Annotated in this window: 16 protein-coding genes; 7 read left to right on the top strand and 9 right to left on the bottom strand. The window is 67.5% G+C overall.

Annotation, left to right across the window (positions count from 1 at the left end):
• Nucleotides 1-291 precede the first annotated feature (291 nt).
• On the top strand, nucleotides 292-1,227 hold the full coding sequence (locus ACH4UM_RS29525; protein WP_398185712.1) for a LysR family transcriptional regulator: 936 nt from the start codon (nucleotides 292-294) through the stop codon (nucleotides 1,225-1,227).
• A 271-nt stretch (nucleotides 1,228-1,498) separates the two neighbouring features.
• On the opposite strand, the gene ACH4UM_RS29520 is transcribed toward ACH4UM_RS29525, so the two are convergent.
• From ACH4UM_RS29520 to ACH4UM_RS29480, 9 genes are all read right to left on the bottom strand, one after another.
• Nucleotides 1,499-2,245 (bottom strand): formyltransferase family protein, encoded by a 747-nt coding sequence (locus ACH4UM_RS29520; RefSeq protein ID WP_398185709.1) that lies wholly within the window; start codon nucleotides 2,243-2,245, stop codon nucleotides 1,499-1,501.
• Between the two features lie 34 nt (nucleotides 2,246-2,279).
• On the bottom strand, nucleotides 2,280-2,402 hold the full coding sequence (locus ACH4UM_RS29515) for a hypothetical protein (RefSeq protein WP_398185707.1): 123 nt from the start codon (nucleotides 2,400-2,402) through the stop codon (nucleotides 2,280-2,282).
• 568 nt (nucleotides 2,403-2,970) lie between these two features.
• Nucleotides 2,971-4,755 (bottom strand): beta-ketoacyl synthase N-terminal-like domain-containing protein, encoded by a 1,785-nt coding sequence (locus ACH4UM_RS29510; RefSeq protein ID WP_398185704.1) that lies wholly within the window; start codon nucleotides 4,753-4,755, stop codon nucleotides 2,971-2,973.
• Between the two features lie 159 nt (nucleotides 4,756-4,914).
• Nucleotides 4,915-10,860 (bottom strand): acyltransferase domain-containing protein, encoded by a 5,946-nt coding sequence (locus ACH4UM_RS29505; protein WP_398185701.1) that lies wholly within the window; start codon nucleotides 10,858-10,860, stop codon nucleotides 4,915-4,917.
• A gap of 173 nt (nucleotides 10,861-11,033) precedes the next feature.
• Nucleotides 11,034-11,243 carry an MbtH family protein gene (locus tag ACH4UM_RS29500; RefSeq protein ID WP_398185698.1) on the bottom strand — a complete coding sequence of 70 codons (210 nt, stop codon included), beginning with the start codon at nucleotides 11,241-11,243 and terminating at the stop codon, nucleotides 11,034-11,036.
• Nucleotides 11,240-12,544, bottom strand: a complete 1,305-nt coding sequence (locus tag ACH4UM_RS29495) for a cytochrome P450 (RefSeq protein WP_398185695.1) — start codon at nucleotides 12,542-12,544, stop codon at nucleotides 11,240-11,242. Before ACH4UM_RS29495 ends, ACH4UM_RS29500 begins: the two co-directional genes overlap by 4 nt.
• Nucleotides 12,541-12,792: a beta-ketoacyl synthase N-terminal-like domain-containing protein gene (locus ACH4UM_RS29490; protein ID WP_398185692.1), complete on the bottom strand. Its 252-nt coding sequence runs from the start codon at nucleotides 12,790-12,792 to the stop codon at nucleotides 12,541-12,543. Before ACH4UM_RS29490 ends, ACH4UM_RS29495 begins: the two co-directional genes overlap by 4 nt.
• 91 nt (nucleotides 12,793-12,883) lie before the next feature.
• Nucleotides 12,884-14,761, bottom strand: a complete 1,878-nt coding sequence (locus tag ACH4UM_RS29485) for an amino acid adenylation domain-containing protein (RefSeq protein ID WP_398185689.1) — start codon at nucleotides 14,759-14,761, stop codon at nucleotides 12,884-12,886.
• Complete coding sequence (locus ACH4UM_RS29480) at nucleotides 14,758-14,913, bottom strand: hypothetical protein (protein WP_398185686.1); 156 nt, start codon at nucleotides 14,911-14,913, stop codon at nucleotides 14,758-14,760. The genes ACH4UM_RS29485 and ACH4UM_RS29480 overlap by 4 nt, the downstream gene beginning before the upstream one ends.
• Before the next feature lie 768 nt (nucleotides 14,914-15,681).
• Between ACH4UM_RS29480 and prcB the strand changes: the two genes are divergently transcribed.
• The 6 genes from prcB to ACH4UM_RS29450 all read left to right on the top strand — a co-directional run bounded on the left by prcB (nucleotide 15,682) and on the right by ACH4UM_RS29450 (nucleotide 21,688).
• Nucleotides 15,682-16,533: a proteasome subunit beta gene (gene prcB, locus ACH4UM_RS29475; RefSeq protein WP_398185683.1), complete on the top strand. Its 852-nt coding sequence runs from the start codon at nucleotides 15,682-15,684 to the stop codon at nucleotides 16,531-16,533.
• Nucleotides 16,534-17,271: 738 nt separating this feature from the next.
• Nucleotides 17,272-17,568 carry a Dabb family protein gene (locus ACH4UM_RS29470; RefSeq protein ID WP_398185680.1) on the top strand — a complete coding sequence of 99 codons (297 nt, stop codon included), beginning with the start codon at nucleotides 17,272-17,274 and terminating at the stop codon, nucleotides 17,566-17,568.
• A 35-nt stretch (nucleotides 17,569-17,603) separates the two neighbouring features.
• Nucleotides 17,604-19,025, top strand: coding sequence for a phenylacetate--CoA ligase family protein (locus ACH4UM_RS29465; RefSeq protein ID WP_398185677.1), 1,422 nt, complete (start codon nucleotides 17,604-17,606; stop codon nucleotides 19,023-19,025).
• The gene (locus ACH4UM_RS29460) at nucleotides 19,022-20,068 is read left to right on the top strand and encodes an aminotransferase class IV (protein WP_398185674.1); all 1,047 of its coding nucleotides are present in this window, start codon (nucleotides 19,022-19,024) and stop codon (nucleotides 20,066-20,068) included. The genes ACH4UM_RS29465 and ACH4UM_RS29460 overlap by 4 nt, the downstream gene beginning before the upstream one ends.
• The gene (locus tag ACH4UM_RS29455) at nucleotides 20,065-20,661 is read left to right on the top strand and encodes a hypothetical protein (RefSeq protein WP_398185671.1); all 597 of its coding nucleotides are present in this window, start codon (nucleotides 20,065-20,067) and stop codon (nucleotides 20,659-20,661) included. The genes ACH4UM_RS29460 and ACH4UM_RS29455 overlap by 4 nt, the downstream gene beginning before the upstream one ends.
• 37 nt (nucleotides 20,662-20,698) lie before the next feature.
• Nucleotides 20,699-21,688, top strand: coding sequence for an ornithine cyclodeaminase family protein (locus ACH4UM_RS29450; protein WP_398185668.1), 990 nt, complete (start codon nucleotides 20,699-20,701; stop codon nucleotides 21,686-21,688).
• The last annotated feature ends 27 nt before the right edge of the window (nucleotides 21,689-21,715 follow it).

Raw genomic sequence — 21,715 nt, 5'->3', positions numbered from 1 at the left:
AAAACGTCGAGATCCGGCCGGCCCGCCAAGCCCGGCTGGTCGGCAGCGCGCGCACAACGAGGGAATCTCAATCCGCCCAATCCCCGCTAAACGGGGTCGGCAATCAAGAACGATCAGCTCCCTCGTTAGGGGCTCGATAGCCAGAAGATCGCATCTGTTTACCTTCCCATGCCCCAAAAAAGGGGCACTTGACCGCAAGCGGGTCACAAGACCACCATGCCGGCTGACTGCTGTCTTTTCCCTCATGGACAGCGGCGGCAAGCTCTGCTGGGGAACGAAAGGACCACTCGGATGGGGCGTCAGCCAGAATTCAGCCTCACGCAGCTTCTCTACTTCGTCACCATCGCCGAGACTGGAAACATATCCGAAGCCGCCGAGCGCCTCCATGCGTCCCAGTCCGCGGTGTCCGCCGCGATCCAGCGACTGGAGAGACAGCTTGCGATTCAGCTGTTCGTGCGCCACCACGCCAAGGGGGTCAGCCTGACTCCGGCCGGGAAGTCGCTCATCAAAGATGCGCGGGAGATCCTAAGGCAGGCACACGCCCTGCATCACTACAGCAGCAGGCTCCAAGGCGAGTCCGAAGGCTGCCTCGATATCGCATCCTATTACGCGATCACCTCATTCCTGATGCCGAGAACCCTCTCCCGAGTCGCCGATTCCCACCCCCGACTGACGGTGAACGTCCATGACGTTCACTCACCGATAGACCTGCTACTGAACGGCACATGCGAATTGGCTGTGACCTACAGCATCACCTCATCGGAGGAGACCAGGTTTACGGAACTAGTCACGCCCAGGCTGTATGCGCTCATCGCGCAGAGTCATCCGTTGGCCGATTTGAAAGCGGCCTCTTTGGCCGATGTGGCGAAGTATCCGATCCTGATGGCCGATGTACCGTCCTCCACTGGCATTCACGGGTACATGGAGAGTGCCTTCATGAAAGCAGACATCTCCATGCCAAAAGTAATTTCAACAACCGGATTGGAGGCCATGCGCTCTTTAGCGGGGGCAGGCCTTGGATTCATGCTGACACATCACCGGCCCCAGTCGATGGATACACCGGACGGAAGCCGAATCGCCCTGGTGACCATCACCGACGACCTCCCCCACCTGTCCATAGGAGTGCAGACGTTACGGAGCACCGTACCGACCCAGCGTGCGCGTGACTTCGTGACAACCCTTCGTATGACGGCCCAGCAGATCTACACTCCCATAACCGTCGCCTGAGCGGGGCTCTCCCTTATGTGTTCCTCTCACCTGGCAGGAGCCGGCCCGGTGGGCCGGCCGTGCACCTGGTGCGGCTTGAGGCCCAGGTCGGCGGGGATCCTGCCGGCGTGAGGGGCGGAGATCGGCACGAACAGCGTACCGGCGACCTCGGCAGCGTTGGACGCGTGCGTCCGGGCCGCGGTGGTGACCCGGCACTGTCCCGGGCACGGTCGCCGCGTGCGCGCATTGGGCTGGCCGATCGTCCGCCACCTCGGTCTCCGACACCGGACGTTCATCCTGGTGCCCTTCCTGTCTCGTTCCCGCCACGAGCGACGTCCGACCCGTACTGCGCGTGAAGTGCCCACTTGCTGCCGTCGACGGGCGTTGCTCCGGGCAGCGCGATGAGTTCGGGTTTGAACAGCGGTGCCGAGTCCATCGTAGGCTCCCAGGTCGCCAGCTTCTCGTCCTGCGGGACCTCGATCTGCCTGCCCTCGGCGAGGTCGGCGACCACCCGTAGCAGCAACCGCACACCGAGCGGAGCAAGATGCTCGCGCCACAGGCTCTGCGCGGTCGAGCCCGGGGGCACGAGCAGGTGCTCCTGGGCGGCGAGCGGGCCGGCGTCCGTACGTTCGGTGAGGTGGTAGACGCTGCCGCCCGTCACCTTGTCGCCGTCGCGGATCGTCCATCGGATCGCGTCCCGGCCGCGGTGCAACGGCAGCAGGCTGGGGTGATAGCCGATGGTGGCGACGGCGGCTCTGGCCCGCGTCCGGCGGCCGATGAAGGCGTGCGAATGTGCGGCGACGATGATGTCCACCCCGTCCGGGATGTGCATCGCGCGCAGCTCGGCCGAGTCCGTCCACTGGATGCCCCGGGGGCACGCCCAGGCACGCAGGCGGTCCCAGGACATCGCGTTGCTCTCGTCGGAATGCCCCTTGCGCAGGCGGGGGGCGGCTGCGCCGACTATCTTGTGGCCTTCGTCCAGCAGGGCATCCGCGACCTCCACCGCGAATCCCCCTCGTCCTGAGATAAAGATGTTCACTCGCGCTCCCGGCGGTCGCTGGTCGGGTGTCTGTTCAGTACGGGTAAGAGCGCTCGTCCAAGGCACAGAACCGGCTCACGACGGCTCCGGTGCCGAGGTCCAGTGCGTTGTCGCTCGGCTCGAACAGCTGGTTGTCCATCAGATGGACCAATTCCACGGGCGAATCCCGGCTTTGAGGTGGTCCGGACAGGGCCAGACGTCGTTGACCGGGGCGCGCCAAGCGGGTGTGGCGCGGCCCTGTGCCGTTGCCCGTTGTGCGTGTTCCAGGGAGACGCCTGCGTCCGGCATCGCCGTGTCCGGAACAGTCGTCGGCGCCCGCCGCCGGCGGCACGGTGACCAAGCGCCGGCGGCGTTTGCCTTCAGGCGGCGTTTGCCTTCAGGGGGTCAGAGGAAGCGGGTTCGGACCGTCGGCGTTGCCTGCCCTTGCCCACGTCCTTGTGCGACTGCCACAGCACGTGATGCCGGTGCTGGCCGGCACCGGCATCACCACTGGCCGGATGCCTGACGAGCACGTCGGCGCACTCGGAGTGGCGTTCATGCCGTCCCGGCAGACCGCCGTGACGTGCCCGCAGCGGGAAGCACCCGGACCCCCGGGGTCCGTCGGCACGACGCTTCCGGCGTGCTGGGGCAGCGACCCCCAGGCAGGGCGTGCCGGAACCCGTCGAGGTCGTGGTCCGCGCACAGGGTCGGGTCGTCCGGGTCCGGGGTGTCCGGGGTGCTCATGGTCACCAGTCCGTACGCCAGAACCGGCGCGGCTGGAACGGGTACGTGGGCAGCGGCACGCGGTGGCTGGCCTCCCCCAGATGCAGGGAGGCGAAGTCCACCCGCTGGCCGGTCACCCAGGCGGCAGCCAGTTCGGACAGCGCCTGTCCGTCGTTTCCGGACGGCACGATCCCGTTGTCGTTGCGCTGGAAGGAATCCACGTCCGCCTGCGGCGCGGCCGCGGTCTCGGTGGCCAGGCCGCGCGGGGAGTCTTCGGACAGCGCCGCGATCAGCTCCGCACGGCTGCGGACCACGGCCGCCCAGCGGCGGTCCGTCACCTTGCGGCCCAGGTTGAGGCTGAAGCAGATGTCGTCCAGCCGCAGGTCGGGGCGGGCGACCAGCCAGTCCTTGAGCCTTGCGCGCTGACGGGCCAGCACTTCGTCGTCCAGGGCGGACAGCGTGGCCAGTCGCGGCCTGCCCTCGGCCTCGGGTGCGCGCTCGGCGACGTTCGGCGGCTCCTCCAGCACCAGGTGCGCGTTGTAGCCACCGCCGCCGATCGAGGTGATGCCCGCACGGCGGATGCCGGACTCCGTCTCCCAGTCCGCCGCCTCGGACTGTGGCACGAACGGGGTGCTGGGGAAGCCGATGTCCTCGTTGACCCCGGCCAGGTTGATGGTCGCCGGCAGCTTCTTGTGGTACAGGGCCATCGCGGCCTTTATCGCGCCGAAGCCGCCCGACACCACACCGCCGTGGCCCACGTTGCCCTTGACCCCGCCGATCGAGGTGGTGCCCGTCGTCTTGCCGAACGCCATGCTCGCCGCGTGCACCTCGAGTTCGTCGGTCATCGGCAGACCGAGGGCATTGGCTTCGTACATGGACACTGTGTCCGGGGTGACGCCACCGACCTGCATGGCGTTGGCGATGCACGCGCTCAGCCGCTCGGGCTGTGCCATACCGTAGGCCACCGCGCTGACGCCGTTGTTGTTGACGGCCGAGCCCTTGACCACGGCGTAGATGTGGTCGCGGTCCTTGACGGCCACTGTCAGCGGCTTGAGCAGCACGGTGACAACACCGCTGGACAGCACGGTGCCGGTGCCGTCGGCGTCGAACGGACGGCAGTGCCCGTCCCTGGACAGGATGCGGTTCTCCTCCCACAGATGACCGCGGGGGTGCGGCAGGCGGACCATCGCGCCACCGGCGATCGCCATGTCGATCTGGCCGAGCAGCAGCGACTGGCAGGCCATGTGCACCGAATAGTGGAAGCCCGCGCAGACGGCCGCGAGGGTTATGGCCTCACCCTTCAGCCCCATGTAGTACAGCGCGTTGGACGTCATGGTGTCCGGCGACCACGCCGCGCCGGCCTCCATGGCCTCAGGGCCGACGGACACCCGGTCCGGCGGGGAACTGTAGAGCGCGGCGGTCTGCGCGTTGTTGGCACCGTAGATGCCCACCTCGCCCTCGACGCGGTCCGGGTCGTACCCGCCGTCCTCGAGCGACTCCCACGCGCTCTCCAGGAACAGCCGGTTCTCCGGGGTCATCGCGGCGGCCATCCGGTCGCTGATGCCGAACACCGACGGATCGAACTTGTCGTGGGTGTCGAGCACGCCGCAGGCCGGGACGTAGAACGGGCTGTGGATCAAGGTCTCGTCGACGTGGATGTCGTCCTTGTCGAGGATCGACAGGGACTCCCTGCCGTGTATGAGGTTGTCCCAGAACTGTTCCTTGGTGCGGGCCCCGGGCGCCCGCAGGGACATTCCGATGACGGCCACGTCACCCGGGTCGTAATCCTGCTCAGGGCTGTCGGACATGGAAGGCTCCTGCCTTGAGGGGTTCGGTGGTGGCACAGTCGCCGGTGAAGGTGGCACAGCCATGCGGCGTGGCGCGGCGGCGAGCCGACTGGACCACCTCGGAGGTTGCGTGGGGGTTCTTGGCCGCTCGATCGAGGAACTGGAGGTGCGAGGTTTCCGTCACTGGCCCGTTTCCTCGGGTTTGCTGCTCGGCGCGATGTCCTCCAGTGCCAGGTCGGGCTGGGCCATCGAGTCGAAGAGCACCGTGCGGTAGAGCGCGAGCAGTTCCGTCACGGTCTCCTTCTCCAGATGGCTGGGTTTGTACTGGACGTGGCCGAACGCCTCGCCGCCGATGTCGGCGATCGAGATCTCCAGGTCGAACTTGGCGATGTGCCTGCGCACCGCCATCGGTTCGAGCGGCAGTGCGCTGTCGGGCGCGATGGTGTCGCCCCTGCCGTGGAAGAGCTTGGTGGAGCGGGGAAAGGCGTCCGAGGACAGCCAGTTCACCGCGACGTCGAACCACGGCGGTCGGCCCTCGTCCCTGGGCGGTTTCAGGACGGACGCCAGCTGGTCGAGAGGGTAGTTCATGTGTTCGAGCAGGCCGAGTGAGAACGCGTGGACCTCACCCAGCAGGTCTCGGAAACTGCGGTCACCGGCAGGTTTCGCCCGCACCAGCACCGTATTCAGGTAGTAGCCGATGGCTGACTCCCAGCCGGGCTCGCCGCGTTGGGCGATGGCAGTGGCCAGTACGGAGTCCTTGACGCCGACCGCCCGGTTGAGCGTGGCGAAGAAGCCGGCCAGCACGACGGTGCTGATCGACACACCCTCGCGTACCGCGAACTGGCTGAGCCGGCGGGTTTCCTCGGCGCTCCAGCGGAACGTGAGGTCGCGGCCCTCGTAGGTGACACCGGCAGGGCGCTCCGCGGCGGACAGATCGACGTGGGCGGGCGGGTCGGCCAGCTGCTGCGACCACCAGTCCAGTGCCGCGTCGGCCGCCGGGCCGGCCAGCCACTTCCGCTCCCACTCGACGAAGTCCGTATACGGGGGAACCGGATTGCTCGCGGCGGGATCGGCACCCTCGTAGAACTCCTGGAGTTCACGGATCATCACATCGGCCGACGCCGCGTCCGACGCGATGTGGTGCACGAGCACAAGCAGGTAGTGGTCCGCCGGCCCACGGGTCATCAGTACGACCCGCACCAACGGCCCGTTGTCCATGTCGAGGGGCAGGTGCCCGTACTCGGCCAGTTCCTCGCGCGCCTGTTCGTCGTCAAGGTCCGAGCTGTCCACCACGATGAACTCGTACACCGGTCGATCCAGGATGACCTGGTACGGCTGGCCGCCGGCCTCGACGAAGATCGTGCGCAGCGCGGGATGCCGCTCTGTCACGGCCCGCACGGCGTTGTCGAGCGACTGTTCGTCGACCGAGGTCCGGATCCGGGCGGCCACCATGAAGTTGTAGGGCACCGAGTCCGGATCGACCTGTTGCATGAACCACAGCGAGGTCTGGCCGTGCGACGCCGGCGCCAGTTCGAGACCGAGACCGTCGGCGCGCAGCTGCTCCGGCGCCGGTGCGTCGGTGGGGTCGAGCAACCCGCGCGCGGCCAGTTCCTCCACCAGCTCTTCGGCGTCCAGCTCGGACAGGTCGTCGAGGAACGCCTGTGACGACTTGGCCCCAGGCGCCGGCTCAGCCACCGCCTCCGGAACCGGCGTCGGGGCCGGCTGCGCCGCCACGGTCGTCGTCGCCCCACTGACGATTCCGACGCAGTGGGCGACGACCTCGGATATCGGGCGGCCGTCCAGGAACACCACCGGCGACACGCGCTGCCCGAACAGCGCCTGCAACCTGTTGACGAGGCGGATCGCCAGCATCGAGTCCAGGCCGAAGTCGCGCAGGCCGGCGTTCCCGTCGAACCTGCTCACCGGTACGCCCAGCGCGTCGGCGAGCTCGGCGAGGACGACCTCCGCCACCGGCCTGTCCGCGGCCGGCCGGTCCTCCACCGGCTGATTCTCCACCGGTTTGACGTCGGCGTCGGCCGCGATCTCTCCGGCCGGGGCCGGCGCGACTTCGCGGCGCGGTGTGGTGTCCAGCCAGTAGCGGTCCTTCTGCCACTGCACGAGCGGGGTTTCCACGACCTCGACGTCGTCGGCGAACAACGAGTCGAAGGTCAGCGGGAGGCCCCTGACGTACAGCGACGCGGCGGCTCCCAGCAGGCAGCGGACATCGCTTTCGTCGCGCCGCAGGGAGTTGATCGCGTGCACCTGGGCACCACGGGTCAGCGCGATCTCCTCGACCGCGCCGCGCAACGTCTCGTGCGGGCCGATCTCTACGAAGATGCTGACGCCGTCGTCGACCAGCGCACCGACCGTCTCGGCGAACCGGACCTGGTTGCGCAGGTTGTGCACCCAGTAGTCGACGTCGGCGACCGGGTTCACCGTGCCGGCCAGTGCCGTGGAACGGAATTCGATGGTGTTGGCCAGCGGGGTGATGCCGTCGATGCGTTCACGCAGCGGCTCGATCAGCGGATCCATGCCGGGGCTGTGCACCGGCCGTTCGACCCTGATGTTCCTGGTCGAGATCCCGTCCCGCTGAAGGTCGGCCTCCAGGGCGCGTACGGCCTCGGGCGAGCCGGAGACCGCCGCGCCGGTGGGGCTGTTGACCACGGCGATGGCAGCATGCTCGGCGTACGGGGCGAGCCTCGGCAGCAGCTCCTCCTCCGGCAGATCGACCGAGATCATGGCGCCGGAGGCCGCTTTCCGTTCGAGGAGGTGCGACCGGGCGACCACGACGCGGGCGGCGTCGTCCAACGACAGTGCGCCGGCGACACACGCGGCCGCGACCTCGCCCAGGCTGTGCCCGACGACGGCGGCCGGCTGGATGCCGAGTTCGAGCCAGACCTTCGCCAGCGAGACCTGCAAGGCGAACAGAACAGGCTGCTGGAAGTCCATCTCCTCGAACCTGGCCTCGTCGGCCGGGGCGGCGAGCTGGTCGAGCACCGAGCAGCCGCCGGCCATGCGCACGGCGGTGTCACAAACCTCCATCGAGGCGCGGAACCCGGTGTGCGAGCGCATGAGCTCCCGGCCCATGCCGACCCATTGCGTCCCACCGCCGGAGAACACCAGCGCCACCCGCCGGTCGACGTTGCCGGAGACCGTGCCCGTGACGACATCGGGGTGCGACTGACCGGCGGCGGCCAAGGCCAGTCCGTCCAGGACGTCCTGACGGTTGCGGGCGAACAGCGCCATCCGTCGGCCGTGGTGGGTACGCCTGGTCGCGAGCGTGTAGGCGAGGTCGGAGACCCGCAGGCCCGGGTCACGTTCGACATGGTTGGACAACTCGCGGCAGGTGTCGGCAAGCGCGGCCGGCGTATGCGCCGAGACGGGAACGAGATGCACCTGCTCGTCGGCCGCGACGTCACCCTGGCTCGGCATGGCGTGCCGTCCCCGGTCACCCGCGAGGAACGGATGGGCCGCGACGGGAAGTCCGGCGGTGTACAGGGCGCCGAGCGAGCCGAGCAGGGTCGAGGCTTCGTCGGCGCCGCGTCGGAGCGAGGGCAGGGTCGTCGCCGTCAGGATCTCCGACACCGACCTGAGCAGGACGGGATGCGGGCTGAGTTCGATCACCGCGTCGATGTCGTGGTCGCGCAGTCTCGTCAGGGCGTCGACCACCCGGATCTCCTGACGCAGGTTGTTCGCCCAGTAGTCCGGCCCGAGCTCCGCGCCGTCGACCAGTTCGCCGGTGACGGTCGAGATCATCGGGATGCGTGTGGTCCGGGGCTCGATGCCGTCGAGTTCGGCCCTCAGGGGGGCGAGGACGTGGTCGACCAGTGGCGAGTGCGGGGCGTGGCCCATCCGCACCCGGTGGTTCGCGACGCCCTTCTCGGTCAGCCGCTGGACGAGGTCGTCGATCTCCTGCGGTGGGCCGGTGACCAGTGTGGAGTTCAGGCCGTTGTAGCCGGAGACGGTGAGCCGGCCCGTCAGGTGCTGCTTGACCTCATCCGCGGCGGTCATGACCACGATGCCGTCGCCGCGTCCGACGGCCAGCTGCTGGAGGAGCCGGCCGTGGTGGGCGGCCAGGCGGGAGGCGTCGTCGAAGTCGAGTGCGCAGGCGATGTGGGAGGCGGCGAACTCACCGACGCTCTGTCCCACGACGACGTCCGGCTCCACCCCCAGCGAGCGCCAGGCGTCGGCCAGCGCGACTTGCAGGGAGAACAGCAACGGCTGGAAGACGTCCATGTCGTCGATGCGGCCGTCAGGGGCCAGCATCCGGTCGACGAGCGAGAAGCCCAGCAGCTCCCGCATCCGCTTGTCGGAGCGCATCATGGACCGGCGGAACACGGGCATGCCGGCGAGCAGTTGCCTGCCCATGCCCACCCACTGCGAACCGTTGCCGGAGAACAGGAACGCCACCCGCGGCTTGTGTCCGGTCTTCTCTCCGACGCTCAGCCCGGCGGCCGTCGCGCCGCTGGCGAAGGCGTCCAGCCGCGTCCTGAGTTCGGTCATGTCGCGGGCGGTGGCCGCGAGCCGGAAGGCGCCGTCGCCAGGTGCCCGGCGGCAGGTCGCGCGCAGGTCGTTCTCGTCACGCAGCGCCACGACTCGCTCAGCCAGCGCCTCCCGGGAGTCCGCGGCCAGCAGCAGGAGTGAGCTCTCGGGGCGCGGCAGTTCCTCTACGGCGACGTGACAGATCGCGCCGCCGAATCCGAACGAGCTGACGCCGCCCCGGCGCGCGTCGGACCGTCGTGGCCACGGTGTCAACCGGTCCTGCACGGTGAGGTTGTACTCGTCGAACATGATCTGCCGGTTCGGGGCGGTGTAGTGCAGGCTCGGCGGCAGCAAGCAGTTACGCATCGACATCGCGAGTTTGACCAGGCCGACGATGCCGGCCGCCGCCTCCAGATGCCCGACGTTGGACTTGACAGAACCGAGCCGCAGCGGCTCCGCGCGGTCACGGCCCAGGACCGCGCCGATGGCGTTGGCCTCGATCGGGTCGCCGAGGGGCGTCGCGGAGCCGTGGCACTCGATGTAGTCCACGAGGTGCGGTGCGATGCCCGCCCGTTGGTACGCGGTGCGGAGCATCTTCTCCTGCGCCTGGGGGTTCGGCGCGGTCATGCCGTTGCTCAGACCGTCGTTGTTGGAGGAGCTGCCCTTGATCAGGCAGTACACCGGCAGGTCGCGCTCCAGCGCCACGCTCAGCGGGGCGAGCACGACGACGCCGGCGCCCTCACCGCGGACGTAGCCGTTGGCGCGGGTGTCGAACGACTTGCAGCGGCCGTCCGGGGCGAGCGCACCCATCGCGTCCATGGCGGTGTAGTAGTCGGAGACGAAGCTCAGGTTCACGCCTCCGGCGAGCACCAGATCGCTCTCGCCCAGCCAGATCGACTGACATCCCACGTGCACCGAGACCAGCGACCCGGCGCAGGCGGCGTCGATGGCCATACTCGGGCCCTGCAGGCCGAGGATGTACGAGACGCGGTTGGCGATGATGCCGTCGTGCATACCGGTCGCGGTGTGCGGGGTGATCTGGGAGTCGGGACCGCGGTAGTGCGCCAACGCGGCGTAGTCGCCCCAACAGGAGGCCATGAACACGCCGGTGTCGCTGCCAACGAGGCTGTGGGGCGCGACCCCCGCGTCCTCCAGCGCCTCCCAGGACAGCTCCAGGATCAGGCGCTGCTGCGGGTCCATCTGGACGGCTTCGCGGGGTGAGATGCCGAAGAACAGCGGATCGAACTGGTCGATTCCGTCGATGAACCCGCCCCAGCGCACCCTGTCGTTCAGGAGCTCGCACCGCGCGGCCGGCACCGGGCCGACGGCGTCGCCGCCCTCGACCAGCAACCGCCAGAACGAGGACGGGTCCGGTCCGCCCGGGAACCGGCAGCCGATGCCCACGATCGCGATGGGTTCGTGCGATCCCACACTGCGGTCGACGCTCGGGGCGGGCTCGGCCGCACGTGGACCGTCGGCAAGCGCACGGGCAAGCTCGTCGACGGTCGGGTACTGCCACATCCAGGTGGCCGGAACCTGCCAGCCGAGGAATTCGGACAACGATGCGGCAAGAGCCACCGACTTCATCGAGTCCAGTCCGTACCGGTGGACCGGTACCCAGCGATTCACCTCGTTCCTGGACACGTCCAGCAGCTCAACAACACGAGAAAGCAGAAACTCTGTTACAGCATGCAAATCTCGCACTACATGCTCTTGCGGCATCTCAGCTCCCCAGTGGGACGGATGGAATGCGATGACGGAGACTGCGGTATATCTGTTTGAGGGAAACAGCCAGGGCCGAAGGCTCTTGAAAGGACTTACGGTGCGCCTCCCGGCCGCTCCACCAGGTCAAGGCTCGTCCAGTTCCGCTCGATGTAATTCAGCGCACCCTCCCGGCCGGTACCTGAGAGGACGAGATTCCAACCGGCCGGGAGATCCAGGAAGGGCCGCCAAAGAGCATGATGCCCCTGGTCGTTGACGACCACCTGCCAGTCACCGTCATCCGCGTCGAACGGATTGCCCGTCATCGCTTCACTCCGTTCAGTTCGTTGTCGCGTGCCAGCCCGGCATGGTCCGGCCGCAATTGCACCGGCAGGCTGTGATAGCCGTTCAGAAGGTTCGAGCGGACCCTCAGCGCGTCGCCGGTCTGCTCGATGTCCAGGGCGAAATCCCGTAAAGCCATGAGGAGTTCAGATATCTCGATCTTGGCAAGATGGGAGCCGACGCAGAAATGGGGGCCGTAGCCGAACGAGATATGTTTGTTGGGCCGACGTCCCAAGTCGAACACCTCAGGTCGGTCGAAGACCCGTTCATCATGGTTGGCGGAGATGTGCCACAGGGTGACGATGTCACCCTTCGCGATGCGGACACCGTGGATCTCTGTGTCCCGCACGGCGCTCCTGCCGAAGTGCATCGAGGGGGACGCCCAACGCAGTACCTCATCGACGGCCGTATCGATCGAACAGTCGCCGTTCTTCAACCGCTGCCACTGCTTCGGGTGCGCGGCGAGCGAATACACGCTGTCGATCATGGTCAGCCGACTGGTCTCGTCGCCACCGATGATCAGGCTGTAGCAGTTGAGCACGACGTCCTCGTCGCTCAGTCCGGCCCCATCGACCGTGCTGGCGGCCAGCGTGCTGATCAGATCCTCACCAGAGGCGCTTCGCCGCTCCTCCACCAGGTCCAGGAAGTAGAGCAGGATCTCGTTGCGCGCCATCGCCGACTCCGTCTCGTCGACTTCGTCGTCATCGGCGCTCAGCGCGGTCTTCGTCTGCTTCAGCAGGAAGTCGCGGTCGCTCTCGGGTACGCCCAGCAGATTGGAGATGGTGGTCATGGGGATACGGCTGGCGATCTCCAGGGCGAAGTCGCACTCATCATTGGAGACCGCCTCCCGGACCAACTGACGGGTGTTCGCCCGCACAGCGTCCGCCACGGGTTGGAGTACACGTGGTCCCAGGGATCTCAGCAGGACCTTGCGCAACTGCTCGTGCCGCGGGCCGTCGGTGACCGCCAGCATCTTGCCCGCCCCCGTGTCGCCGCCCTCCAGCAGGGTCACGAGCACGTTGCCCCGCTCCGAAGTGAAGGTCTCGTCGTCGCGGTGGACGGCCATGATGTCCTCATGGCGTGACAGGACCCAGAATCCGCGGCGATTTCTCGTGGGCGGGTTCCAGTGGACGGGACGGGTGTCTCTCAGCCCGCGCCAGAACTCGGAAAGATCGTGCTCGGCGAACGTGGCGGGGTCGCCCAGGTCGAGGATGACATCAGCCGGTCCCGTTCCGCCGCCCCGGCCGGCCGGGGCGGCGGAGGAGCCGGCGTGACCGGCGCTCACCGGTCCGCCTCCAGGACCCGCTCCGGGCGGCGGACGGAGTCCTCAAGCACGTCCCAGCCGCTCTCCCTGTGGATGCGGTGCTCGAACGACATCATTGTCGCCGTCCGGTCCGGGTTGACCAGCGCATGGTCCACCTCGGTTTCCTCCTTACGCAGGAAGGCGACGGACTCCCGCCTGTTCAGCAGGTGGTCCCAGAAATGTTCTTTGCAGACCGTTCCGGGAAATCGGGCCGAGATCCCGGTGGTCACGGAGTCAATGTCGCCGTGATCTCGCTCTGACGGGTTCCGCATCGGTGTGAAGACCTCCTGTGCTGTGCCGGTGGCCGTGCACGGGATCGGTTCAGTCGGCCGACGGCCGCCCCCGGCCATGTACGAGGGCGCGGCGGTTCGTTGCGCGGCGCTTCGCCTCCGTGACCGCTTCGGACTCCGCACCGTCATCGCTGTCCAGCCAGTCGGCGAGTGCGGCGATTTCGCGGAACCGGAAGAGATCCGCCACCCCGACCCTCTTCCCGAACCGCCTGGTCATCTGCTTGGCCAGCCGGATCAGGAGCAGCGAGTCTCCACCGAGGTCGAAGAACGTGTCGTGGATACCGATCGTCTGCGGATCACGTTCGAGAAGTTGCGCCCACAGCTCGACGAGAGCCGCTTCGGTCGGGGTGCTCGCGGGTTCCTTCGTCGCGGACGCGACCGACGTGGGCGGCTCGGGCAACGCCGCCCGGTCGAGCTTGCCGTTGGGTGACACCGGAAGCTCGGCGAGGAACACCACCTTCTCGGGGACCATGTAGTCGGGCAGCGACGCACCCAGCCTCTTGGTGATACGGGCCTGGAGAGCCTCGTCCAACCAGAGGTCCTCGCCTTCGGCGTCCACCGCCCAAGGCTCGTCCGGCACAACGTATGCCACCAGTGAACCCGCGTGCGGCTGCCCGTCGCGCGCGTGGACCGCGACCGCCGCCGCGCGTACCTCAGGGCATCCGGACAGCCAGGACTCAGCCTCCTCCAGTTCGATGCGGTACCCGCGAACTTTCACCTGGTGGTCCGCACGGCCGATGAACTCCAGTTCGCCGCCGGGCAGGAAACGGCCGATGTCACCCGTGCGGTACATGCGTTCGCCGACCAGCTGCGGATCCGGTACGAAACGTTCCGCGGTCAGCAGCGGCCGGTTGAGGTAGCCCCGGGCCAGGCCGCCGCCGCCGAGATAGAGTTCCCCCGGCTTCCCCTCCGGCAGGGGTCGCAGCCTGTCGTCCAGGACGTAGATCCGGGCGGTGGAGCTGGGGCTGCCTATGGACGGCTCGCCGGCCTCGTCGCGCGGGACCAGTTTGAAGCTGCAGAAGACGGTGCCCTCCGTGGGGCCGTACCCGTTGAAGACTCGCTCCACCTTCGACTCGGCGTACACCCGGTCGACGAGTTGGCGGCGCACCGCCTCGCCCCCGAGGACCACGGACCGCAGCCCGGCCGGCATGCTGCCCCCGTCGAGCAGGCTCGCCATGACGGACGGCACGGAGTTGATGTGCGTCACCCGGTTCAGATGCGGACTCTCGAAAAGGTGGACCGCGCTCTCCAGCAACACCACACCGCCGCCCCGGGAGAGCGGCACGAAGATTTCCATGACCGCCAGGTCGAAGCAGATCGAGCTCACGGCGGCCACACCGCTCAGATCGCACTCCGCGAAGATCCGGTCGGCCTCGGACAGCATTGCCGCGCAGCTGCTGTGCCTGATCGGTACGCCCTTGGGCCGGCCCGTGGAACCAGAGGTGTAGATCACGTACGCGGTGTCGGCCGGAGCCGTGGCGGCGGGGGCCCGCGCCGCGCTGGACCGCGGCTCCGCGGTAACGGATCCCTCAAACAGCAGCACCTTGGGGCCGACCGGGCAGCGGTCCGCCGACGCAGGTGTGGACAAGAGCAGACGAGCGCCACTGTCTTCCACCATGAAGGCCAGTCGCTCGTCCGGGTACTTGGGGTCGAGTGGCAGATAGCAGGCGCCCGAGCGGAGGGTCGCGAGAATGGTGACGAACAGGTCCGGAGTCCGCTCGACGCAGATACCGACCGGTACCCCCGGCCGCGCGCCTTCCGCCACCAGTTGCTCGGCCAGAAGCGAGGATCGCCGGTCAAGCTCCCCGTAGGTCATCACGCCCGCGTCGGAGTAGATCGCCGGCACGTCCGGGGCCTGGACGGCGTACTCCAGCAACCTGCCGTGCAACGTTCCTGTGGTGGCCGTCACGGCTCGATTCCTTTCTGCTCCGACTCCGGAGTGCTGCGGCGGAGTTCGAGATCCGGATTGTCGGCCATCTGAAAGAGCACGGAGTGGAAATGATCGAACAATGTAGCCACGGTCTCCCTTTCCATCTTTCCATCGGGCTTGGCTTGCACCACATTTTGCGATTTGAAGCTGAACCCACCCGTCAACTCCGCCGCAAGGGGACGGGCAGACGACCAGCACAATGCCGAACATGGAAATAGGGGCTGGTTCACCTACTATCCGACATCCGGAGTCGATCTCCAAACGTGCTTTATCGATGCACAGGAACGCCTTATGTGATCTTCGATCCCCGCGTGAATTCTGATGACGGGTGTCGGGCGCAATGCCGTTTGGCCTCGGCTTTTCGTGAGGGCCCGGCGGTCGCGTCGGGTGGGCGCCGGGTTCCGCGCCTCCGGTCGGTGGTGGCCGGGTTGGGCGGCGGAGAACGGGCGGAGCCGGAGGCGTCCGGGTTCTGCGCACCGTGGTACAGCGGCGGAATGCGCGGGCCGGCGGACCCGGACGCGGTCCTCGGCCAGGCCCGCCGGCGGTGCCGGGGTCTCGGCCGGGCGATCGGAATGTGCGTGGTGTCGGCGGCGAAGCGGGTCACGGGTTGATCTCCTCGATCTCCGCAGGCCCTCACGCAACGGTGCTACACGACAAGGGACATGGCCCTCGCGTCGTCCGTGTCGCGGTCAGCAGGCACCTCGTCCCGTATCCCCGTTGGCGGACAGCCCGTCGCGCGGTGGAACGAGGGGGATGCGCGCGGCGGCGAACGAGTACTCGGCCGTAGGGTGCGGCAGGGCGGTCCGTGGAATGTCGGTGACTCCGGTACGCGGACCGCGTTTTCGGACGAGCCGTTCATGGTAGTAGTTGATCGCCCGCTGGTTTTCGGGAGGAGAAACATGACTGGGCATGAGCCCGCAGGCCGCCTGGGCGCGGAGTTCTTCGCCCCTGGGAGCTCCTTCGCCGAGTTCGTCCGCGCACACCGGCCGGAGCTGCTCAGCCTGCACCCGGTCCTTCCTGAGGGGGTTCGGGCTGCGCCGGACCAAGTGCCGCATGGAACCACGGTATTGGCGCTCACCTACCGCTACGGAGTGATGATCGCCGGCGACCGCCGGGCGACGATGGGGAACCTCATCGCCCAGCGCGACTTGGAGAAGGTCCACCCTACGGACGACTACACAGCCGTCGCGTTCGCCGGCACCGTGGGCCTCGCGATCGACCTGGTGAAGCTGTTTCAGGTCGAGTTGACACATTTCGAGAAGATCGAGGGCATCCCCATGACCCTCAACGCGAAGGCGACCAGGTTGGCCACGATGGTCCGGCAGAACCTCGGCCAGGCCATGCAGGGGCTCGCCGTGGTTCCGCTGCTCGTCGGATACGAGCCGTCCGCCCCCGAGGGAAAGCGCGGCCGCATCTTCAGTTTCGACGTCACTGGCGGTCCGTACGAGAAGGGCGACTTCTACGCCGAGGGCTCCGGATCGCCCTACGCCCGGGGCTCGTTGAAGAAGCTGCACCATCCAGGTATGTCCCGCCGTGACGCGGCCCTCGCCGCGCTCCAGGCTCTCTATGACGCGGCCGACGACGACTCGGCCACTGGTGGCCCGGACCTGAGCCGCCGGATCTTCCCCATCGTCGCGGTGATCACCGAAGACGGCTTCGAGCGCCTCTCCGAGCAGGAGACAGAGGACCTGAGCCGCGAGGTGGTCGCACAACGCCGGCAACAACCGGACGGCCCGGTCGCGGCACTGTGAACTCTGCCGTCGGGCGTGCCCGGAGGCCGGGCGGATAAGCGTCGGCCAGGACGGCGTCGAGGAGCCTGTTCCGGCGCCTCCGCGCCGGGTTTCTGGTTCTCGTTCTAACAGCTGACAGCTGACAGCTGACAGCTGACAGCTAACAGCTAACAGCTGACACGGCAGGTCACCCGCGCGAGCGCCCCTGGAACGACGGCGAAGCGGGTCTCGGCGCACAAGGCCGTATCGAGGGCGTCGAGGACGACTCCGGTCCATGTGCCGTGGCCGCGGACTGGCCAACGGCCGCCCGGAGAAGTCGTCCGCGACGAACGCGACGTGGACGACCCGCGACCGGCTCGCAGCCGGAATCCACGGTCGGCTCGCGAGCCCGTCCCGGCGTGAAGGCCCTGCGGCACCTGCGGGTCGTGTCCCTCGTTGCCGAGCCTGGGCGAACCTCATGCGGCGGCACGGACGCGGGCGATCGACTCGTCCCGCCGGCTGAGAACGCGTCAGCCACGCCGCTGCGCTGGCCCATCCGGCAGGGCGAACATGATGGCAAGGGCACAACGGGGCTGCTCCCTTCCGGCCGGGCGAAACGGGTTGTTCACCCAATCCCTCGATCCACACCATCGACAACGTGCGATTGATTGGCACCGGATGTGTCGGCATGATCGCCACAAGGGGAATCCGCAGTAAGTGCTGTCGGCGCTTGCTCCGCTGCGGCCAAACCGCACACTCCGGCCCGCGTGAAGGGTGTCGATGATCACTCACATAGCTCTCTTCAAACTCAAGGACGGTTTCGAGCGGTGCTCACCGGAGGTCATTGAGGCCGAGAAATTAGCGAGGAATGTCGGGCACAACGTCCCCGAGCTTCTCACCTGGCGCACGGGTTGGAACACAGTCGTCCGTGACATCTCTTACGACTTCGCCGTCATCGGTGTATTCCCCGACGCGGCGGCCCTGGAAAGATATCAAGTCAACAGTTTTCATCGTGCCTCAGTGGACCTGTGGCGGAGCATCTCCGACTGGGTGGTAATCGATCTGAACGACGCGTGAACCGCTCCTTACGAGTCGAGTGATTGGAGACCTGGGTGTTCACCCAATACGATCCCGAAGCAGGGGCTCTCACATGCGAGTTGCGTGACCAGTTCGACGCCTTTATCGCAGGAGAGTGGGATGCGGCGAGGCTGAAATCCCATCAGACGCGGCGGCTGCGCGAAGTCGTGGCGTACGTACGGGCCAAATCCCCCTTCTACCAGGAGAGACTGGCAGCTCTCACGGACGATGAGATCTCCGCACTGAGTGTCGACGACCTGCGGACCCTTCCGTTCACCAGCAAGGAGGACCTGAGGAAGGCCCAGCTCGACATTCTGTCTCTGCCGGCCTCCCAGGCCTGGATCTTCTACGAGACCACCGGCACGACCGGAGCGGCGACGCCTTGCCCGCGCACGAACTCCGACTCCATTCACAACAACACTGTTCTCACCGCGTACTATCGCGACATTCTTGCCCTGTACGGGGACCGCCAGGTCATCGGGGTCTCAGGTCCCACCGAACTGCACGCGACCGGGGACACCTTCGGCGATGTCTGCCGTAACCTGGGCCACGGAGTTGCCAAGATGTGGCCGCACTCTCCGCTGGTTGGTTTCGACCGCGCGCTGGAGCTCATGCGTGCCCTGCCTTTGACCGGGCTGTTCTGCACTCCGGGCATGGCCATGAGCCTCGCTCAGAAGGCGGTGGACGCGGGGTTCGACCTCAAGCGGGACTTCTCGCTCGACATATTGATGCTCACGGGTGAGTTGATGTCGCCCAGTCTGTTGCGGAACATCGGCCAGGTGTGGGGCGCCGAGGCACGCAACTGCCTCTACGCCTCGCAGGAGGCGTCGGTGCTCGCGGCGGCCACCGCGGACGGCTTGCTGCGCACCGCCCCCCTGATCAACCACTATGAGGTGATCGAGCCCGAGGGCACCGAGCCGGTGGCCCCGGACGCGGATGGCGTTCGATGCGGCGAACTCGTCGTGACAAACCTTTACGCGGGAGCCAAACCACTCATCAGGTACCGCACCGGCGACATGGTCCGGATGACCGACCCCGGTCCAGAATCCGCCGTACCGGCCTCGGCGCTGGAGGCCATCGGACGTGTACGTGACCGGCTCCGCCTCAACGGGCATCTCGTCAATGGATACGACCTCGAAGACCTTTTGCTGCGCCGATTCCGAGGCTATCTGGACTACCAGATCACCGTGGATCAGGACGGCCTCAGCACAGACGTACTGTCGCTGACATTGAAGGCCGGTCCCGATGGCAACCACGGGGATGCCTTCGAAGACGCCGTCGAGGATTGCCGCCGGGAGCTGGACACCCCCCTGACGGTCACGTCCGGTTCTCCCGGCCCCGTTACGAGTACCGGTGCCATGGTGAGCTGGAAAGCCGCCCGGGTCGTGGACCTGCGTGCCGAGTCCTCGATCGAGAACACGTCGGCCGAGCGCATCGCGGCGGCGAGGGCTCGATGACCACCCATCACCCGGACCACGCCGCAACCGGCCCGGACAGGCATTCGGCACCGTGGATCGGACTCGGGGCATGGGCCTACGACCGCGGCGAGTTCGCTTCGGCGACCGAGCCACGGCTGCCACTGTCCACCCAGGCGCTGCACTACGGCACCGGCACCTTCGAGGGCATCCGCGCCTACCGTTCCGACCAGGGTCTTCTGCAGCTGTTCAGGGTGGGCGAGCACTACGAACGCATGTTGCGTGCCTGCCGGATTCTGCGCATCACCGACATCCCCACCGAGGTCGAGGACCTCATCGCCATCACCGTTGAGCTGATCCGGCGCAACAACCACGACGGCGACGTCTACGTACGGCCGCTGGCGCACAAACTCGCCCTGTTGCCCGACGCGCCCCCCGGCGTCTCGCTGTCGGGCGTCTCCGACGGGCTGTCCATCACCACGTTTGGCTTCCCGTCCTCCGGGATCGCGAAGGCGGCACACTGTGGACTCAGCACTTGGCGGCGTCCGCCCTGCGACACCCTGCCTACCCAGAACAAGATCACAGGTGGTTATGTGACCAGCGCGCTGGCCACTGACGAAGCCCGTGCCGCCGGGTACGACGACGCACTGATCCTGGACGGCTCGGGACATGTGGCGGAGGCGACCACCGCGAACGTCTTCGCCGTGGTCGCCGAACGGGTCCTCACCCCGCCCGGTACGAGCAACATACTGCCCGGCATCACAAGGGATACCTTGATCACGCTGTGCCTGGAATCCGGTACGGAGGTCCTTGAGCGTGAGCTGAGCCCGTCGGACGTGTTCACCGCTGACGAGGTCTTCCTGTCCTCCACGGGCAAGGGCGTGGTCCCTGTGGTCAGCCTCGCGGGCCGAGTCATCGGAAACGGTACCGTCGGCGAGGTCACCCGCCGGCTCGCCGCACTCTACGACGCGGCCACGCGGCATGCCGACGCAGCCCATCCCGAATGGCGTCTTCCCGTGGACCTTCCGGAAGTCCGCAGTACCCCCGTCTCACAACATCGCCAGCCCTCAGGGAGCAAAGCATGACGCTGTTGAGCTTCACGGCCCTCCTACGTGACTCGGACCTGGTGTCGGTGGGCACCCTCGGACCGCAGGGCACAAGCAGCGAGGCCGCCGCGAGACACTTCATGCGCCTGTCCGGATCCGACGGCTCCCAGCCCTCCGTCCACCTTTTCGGCACCTATGAGGAAGCGGGAGCCGCACTCCGCGGCGGCCAGGTCACGCACGTGATCGTGGCCAACGCCTACAGCGAGGTCAACGAGTTCTACATGGACCCCGACCTGGCACTGGCCAACGTGTTCGTCATGGACACTCCGCTGTACGGCATCGCCGCGCCGCGCAACGGCACGGTGCCGGACTCCCCGACCATCGCGACCCATCCCGCGCCCGAAGCGATCATCGGCCAGCTGCTGCCCCGCAGCCACGCCACCCACAAGGTGATCCACTCCGCCTCGACCAGTGCCGCCGCGCAGGCGGTCACCGACGGCATCGCCGACCTCGCGCTCACCACCGTTCCGTCGGCTGAGCTGCACGGCCTGGAATTCATCTCCGACACCCGGCCGATCCTGATGGTCTGGTCGGTGTTCACCCGGGCCGAGCCGACTGTCCGGACGGCATGAGAGCCACGGCACACGAGACGAGTCAGGAGGAGACTCCATGTTGCTGCTGAGTGGAGACCAGGTACGAGAGGCGTTCCCGGTGGCCGAGGCGTACCGGGTGGTGGCCGATGTGATGCGCCGCTACAGCGGGGGCGAAGTCGTCCAGCCCGTGCGCACGGTCCTGTCGTCAGGACGTGACACGTCACTGTTCGCTGCCATGCCCTGTCATGTCATCGGCGAGTCCGATTCCGGCTACGGGCTGAAGGCCGTGCTGCACGCCCCTGGCAACGCGGCGCGGGGACTGCCGACGCACGTGGGTGTGGTGGTGGTGTTCGACCCTGAGACCGGTCAGCCGCTGGCCATGCTCGAGGGTGCGGCGGTGACCGCGCTGCGTACGGCCGCCGCGTCCGCCGTCGCCACCGACGCGCTGGCCCTGCCCGATGCCGGTGACCTGGCTCTGATCGGTGCCGGCACCCAGGCCCGCAGTCACCTCCTCGCGCTCTCCGAGGTCAGGGAGCTGCGCCGGGTACGGCTGTGGAACCGGGGTGCGGCGCGCGCCGAGGAGTTCGTCGCATGGGCGTGTACTGAGGCCGGCATCGTCGTCGGGCTGATGGACACGCCTGCCGAGGCGTTGTACGGCGCAGACCTGGTGTGCACGACGGTGGACACGGCCGAGCCCGTCGTGAACGCCGGGCACCTGGCCGAGGGAACGCATGTCAACGCGGTCGGATCTTCGGTGCCTGGCAAGCGCGAACTCGACGCGGCGGCGGTGGCGTCCTGCACGGTGTTCGTGGACAGCAGGGAAGGTGCTCTGCGCGAGTCCTCGGAACTGGCCGCCCCGGTCGAGGCGGGCCTTGTACCGGCCGACCGGCCGCTGCCCGAGATCGGCGAGGTGCTGCTGGGCAAGCACCCTGGCCGTACAGACCCGGCCGAGCGCACTCTCTACAAGTCGCTGGGGATGGCGGCCCAGGACGTCGCGTCCGGCTTCGCTGTCGTACGGGCTGCCCGGCGCCTCGGCATCGGTACGGTGACCGACTTCACTTGCTGAACCCCTGGAGACAACGGAGCTGGAGAG

Source organism: Streptomyces sp. NPDC020801 (assembly GCF_044334385.1).
In the GTDB taxonomy this organism is placed as follows: domain Bacteria; phylum Actinomycetota; class Actinomycetes; order Streptomycetales; family Streptomycetaceae; genus Streptomyces.
Note: the sequence above shows the minus strand (reverse complement) of the source record. Positions and strands in the feature narration are given on the sequence as shown.

Coding starts and splice junctions, on each gene's coding strand:
- ACH4UM_RS29450 (WP_398185668.1), top strand. CDS start 20,699: ATGTTGCTGCTGAGTGGAGACCAGGTACGAGAGGCGTTCCCGGTGGCC.
- ACH4UM_RS29510 (WP_398185704.1), bottom strand. CDS start 4,755: ATGTCCGACAGCCCTGAGCAGGATTACGACCCGGGTGACGTGGCCGTC.
- ACH4UM_RS29500 (WP_398185698.1), bottom strand. CDS start 11,243: ATGACGGGCAATCCGTTCGACGCGGATGACGGTGACTGGCAGGTGGTC.
- ACH4UM_RS29455 (WP_398185671.1), top strand. CDS start 20,065: ATGACGCTGTTGAGCTTCACGGCCCTCCTACGTGACTCGGACCTGGTG.
- ACH4UM_RS29470 (WP_398185680.1), top strand. CDS start 17,272: ATGATCACTCACATAGCTCTCTTCAAACTCAAGGACGGTTTCGAGCGG.
- ACH4UM_RS29460 (WP_398185674.1), top strand. CDS start 19,022: ATGACCACCCATCACCCGGACCACGCCGCAACCGGCCCGGACAGGCAT.
- ACH4UM_RS29525 (WP_398185712.1), top strand. CDS start 292: ATGGGGCGTCAGCCAGAATTCAGCCTCACGCAGCTTCTCTACTTCGTC.
- prcB (WP_398185683.1), top strand. CDS start 15,682: ATGACTGGGCATGAGCCCGCAGGCCGCCTGGGCGCGGAGTTCTTCGCC.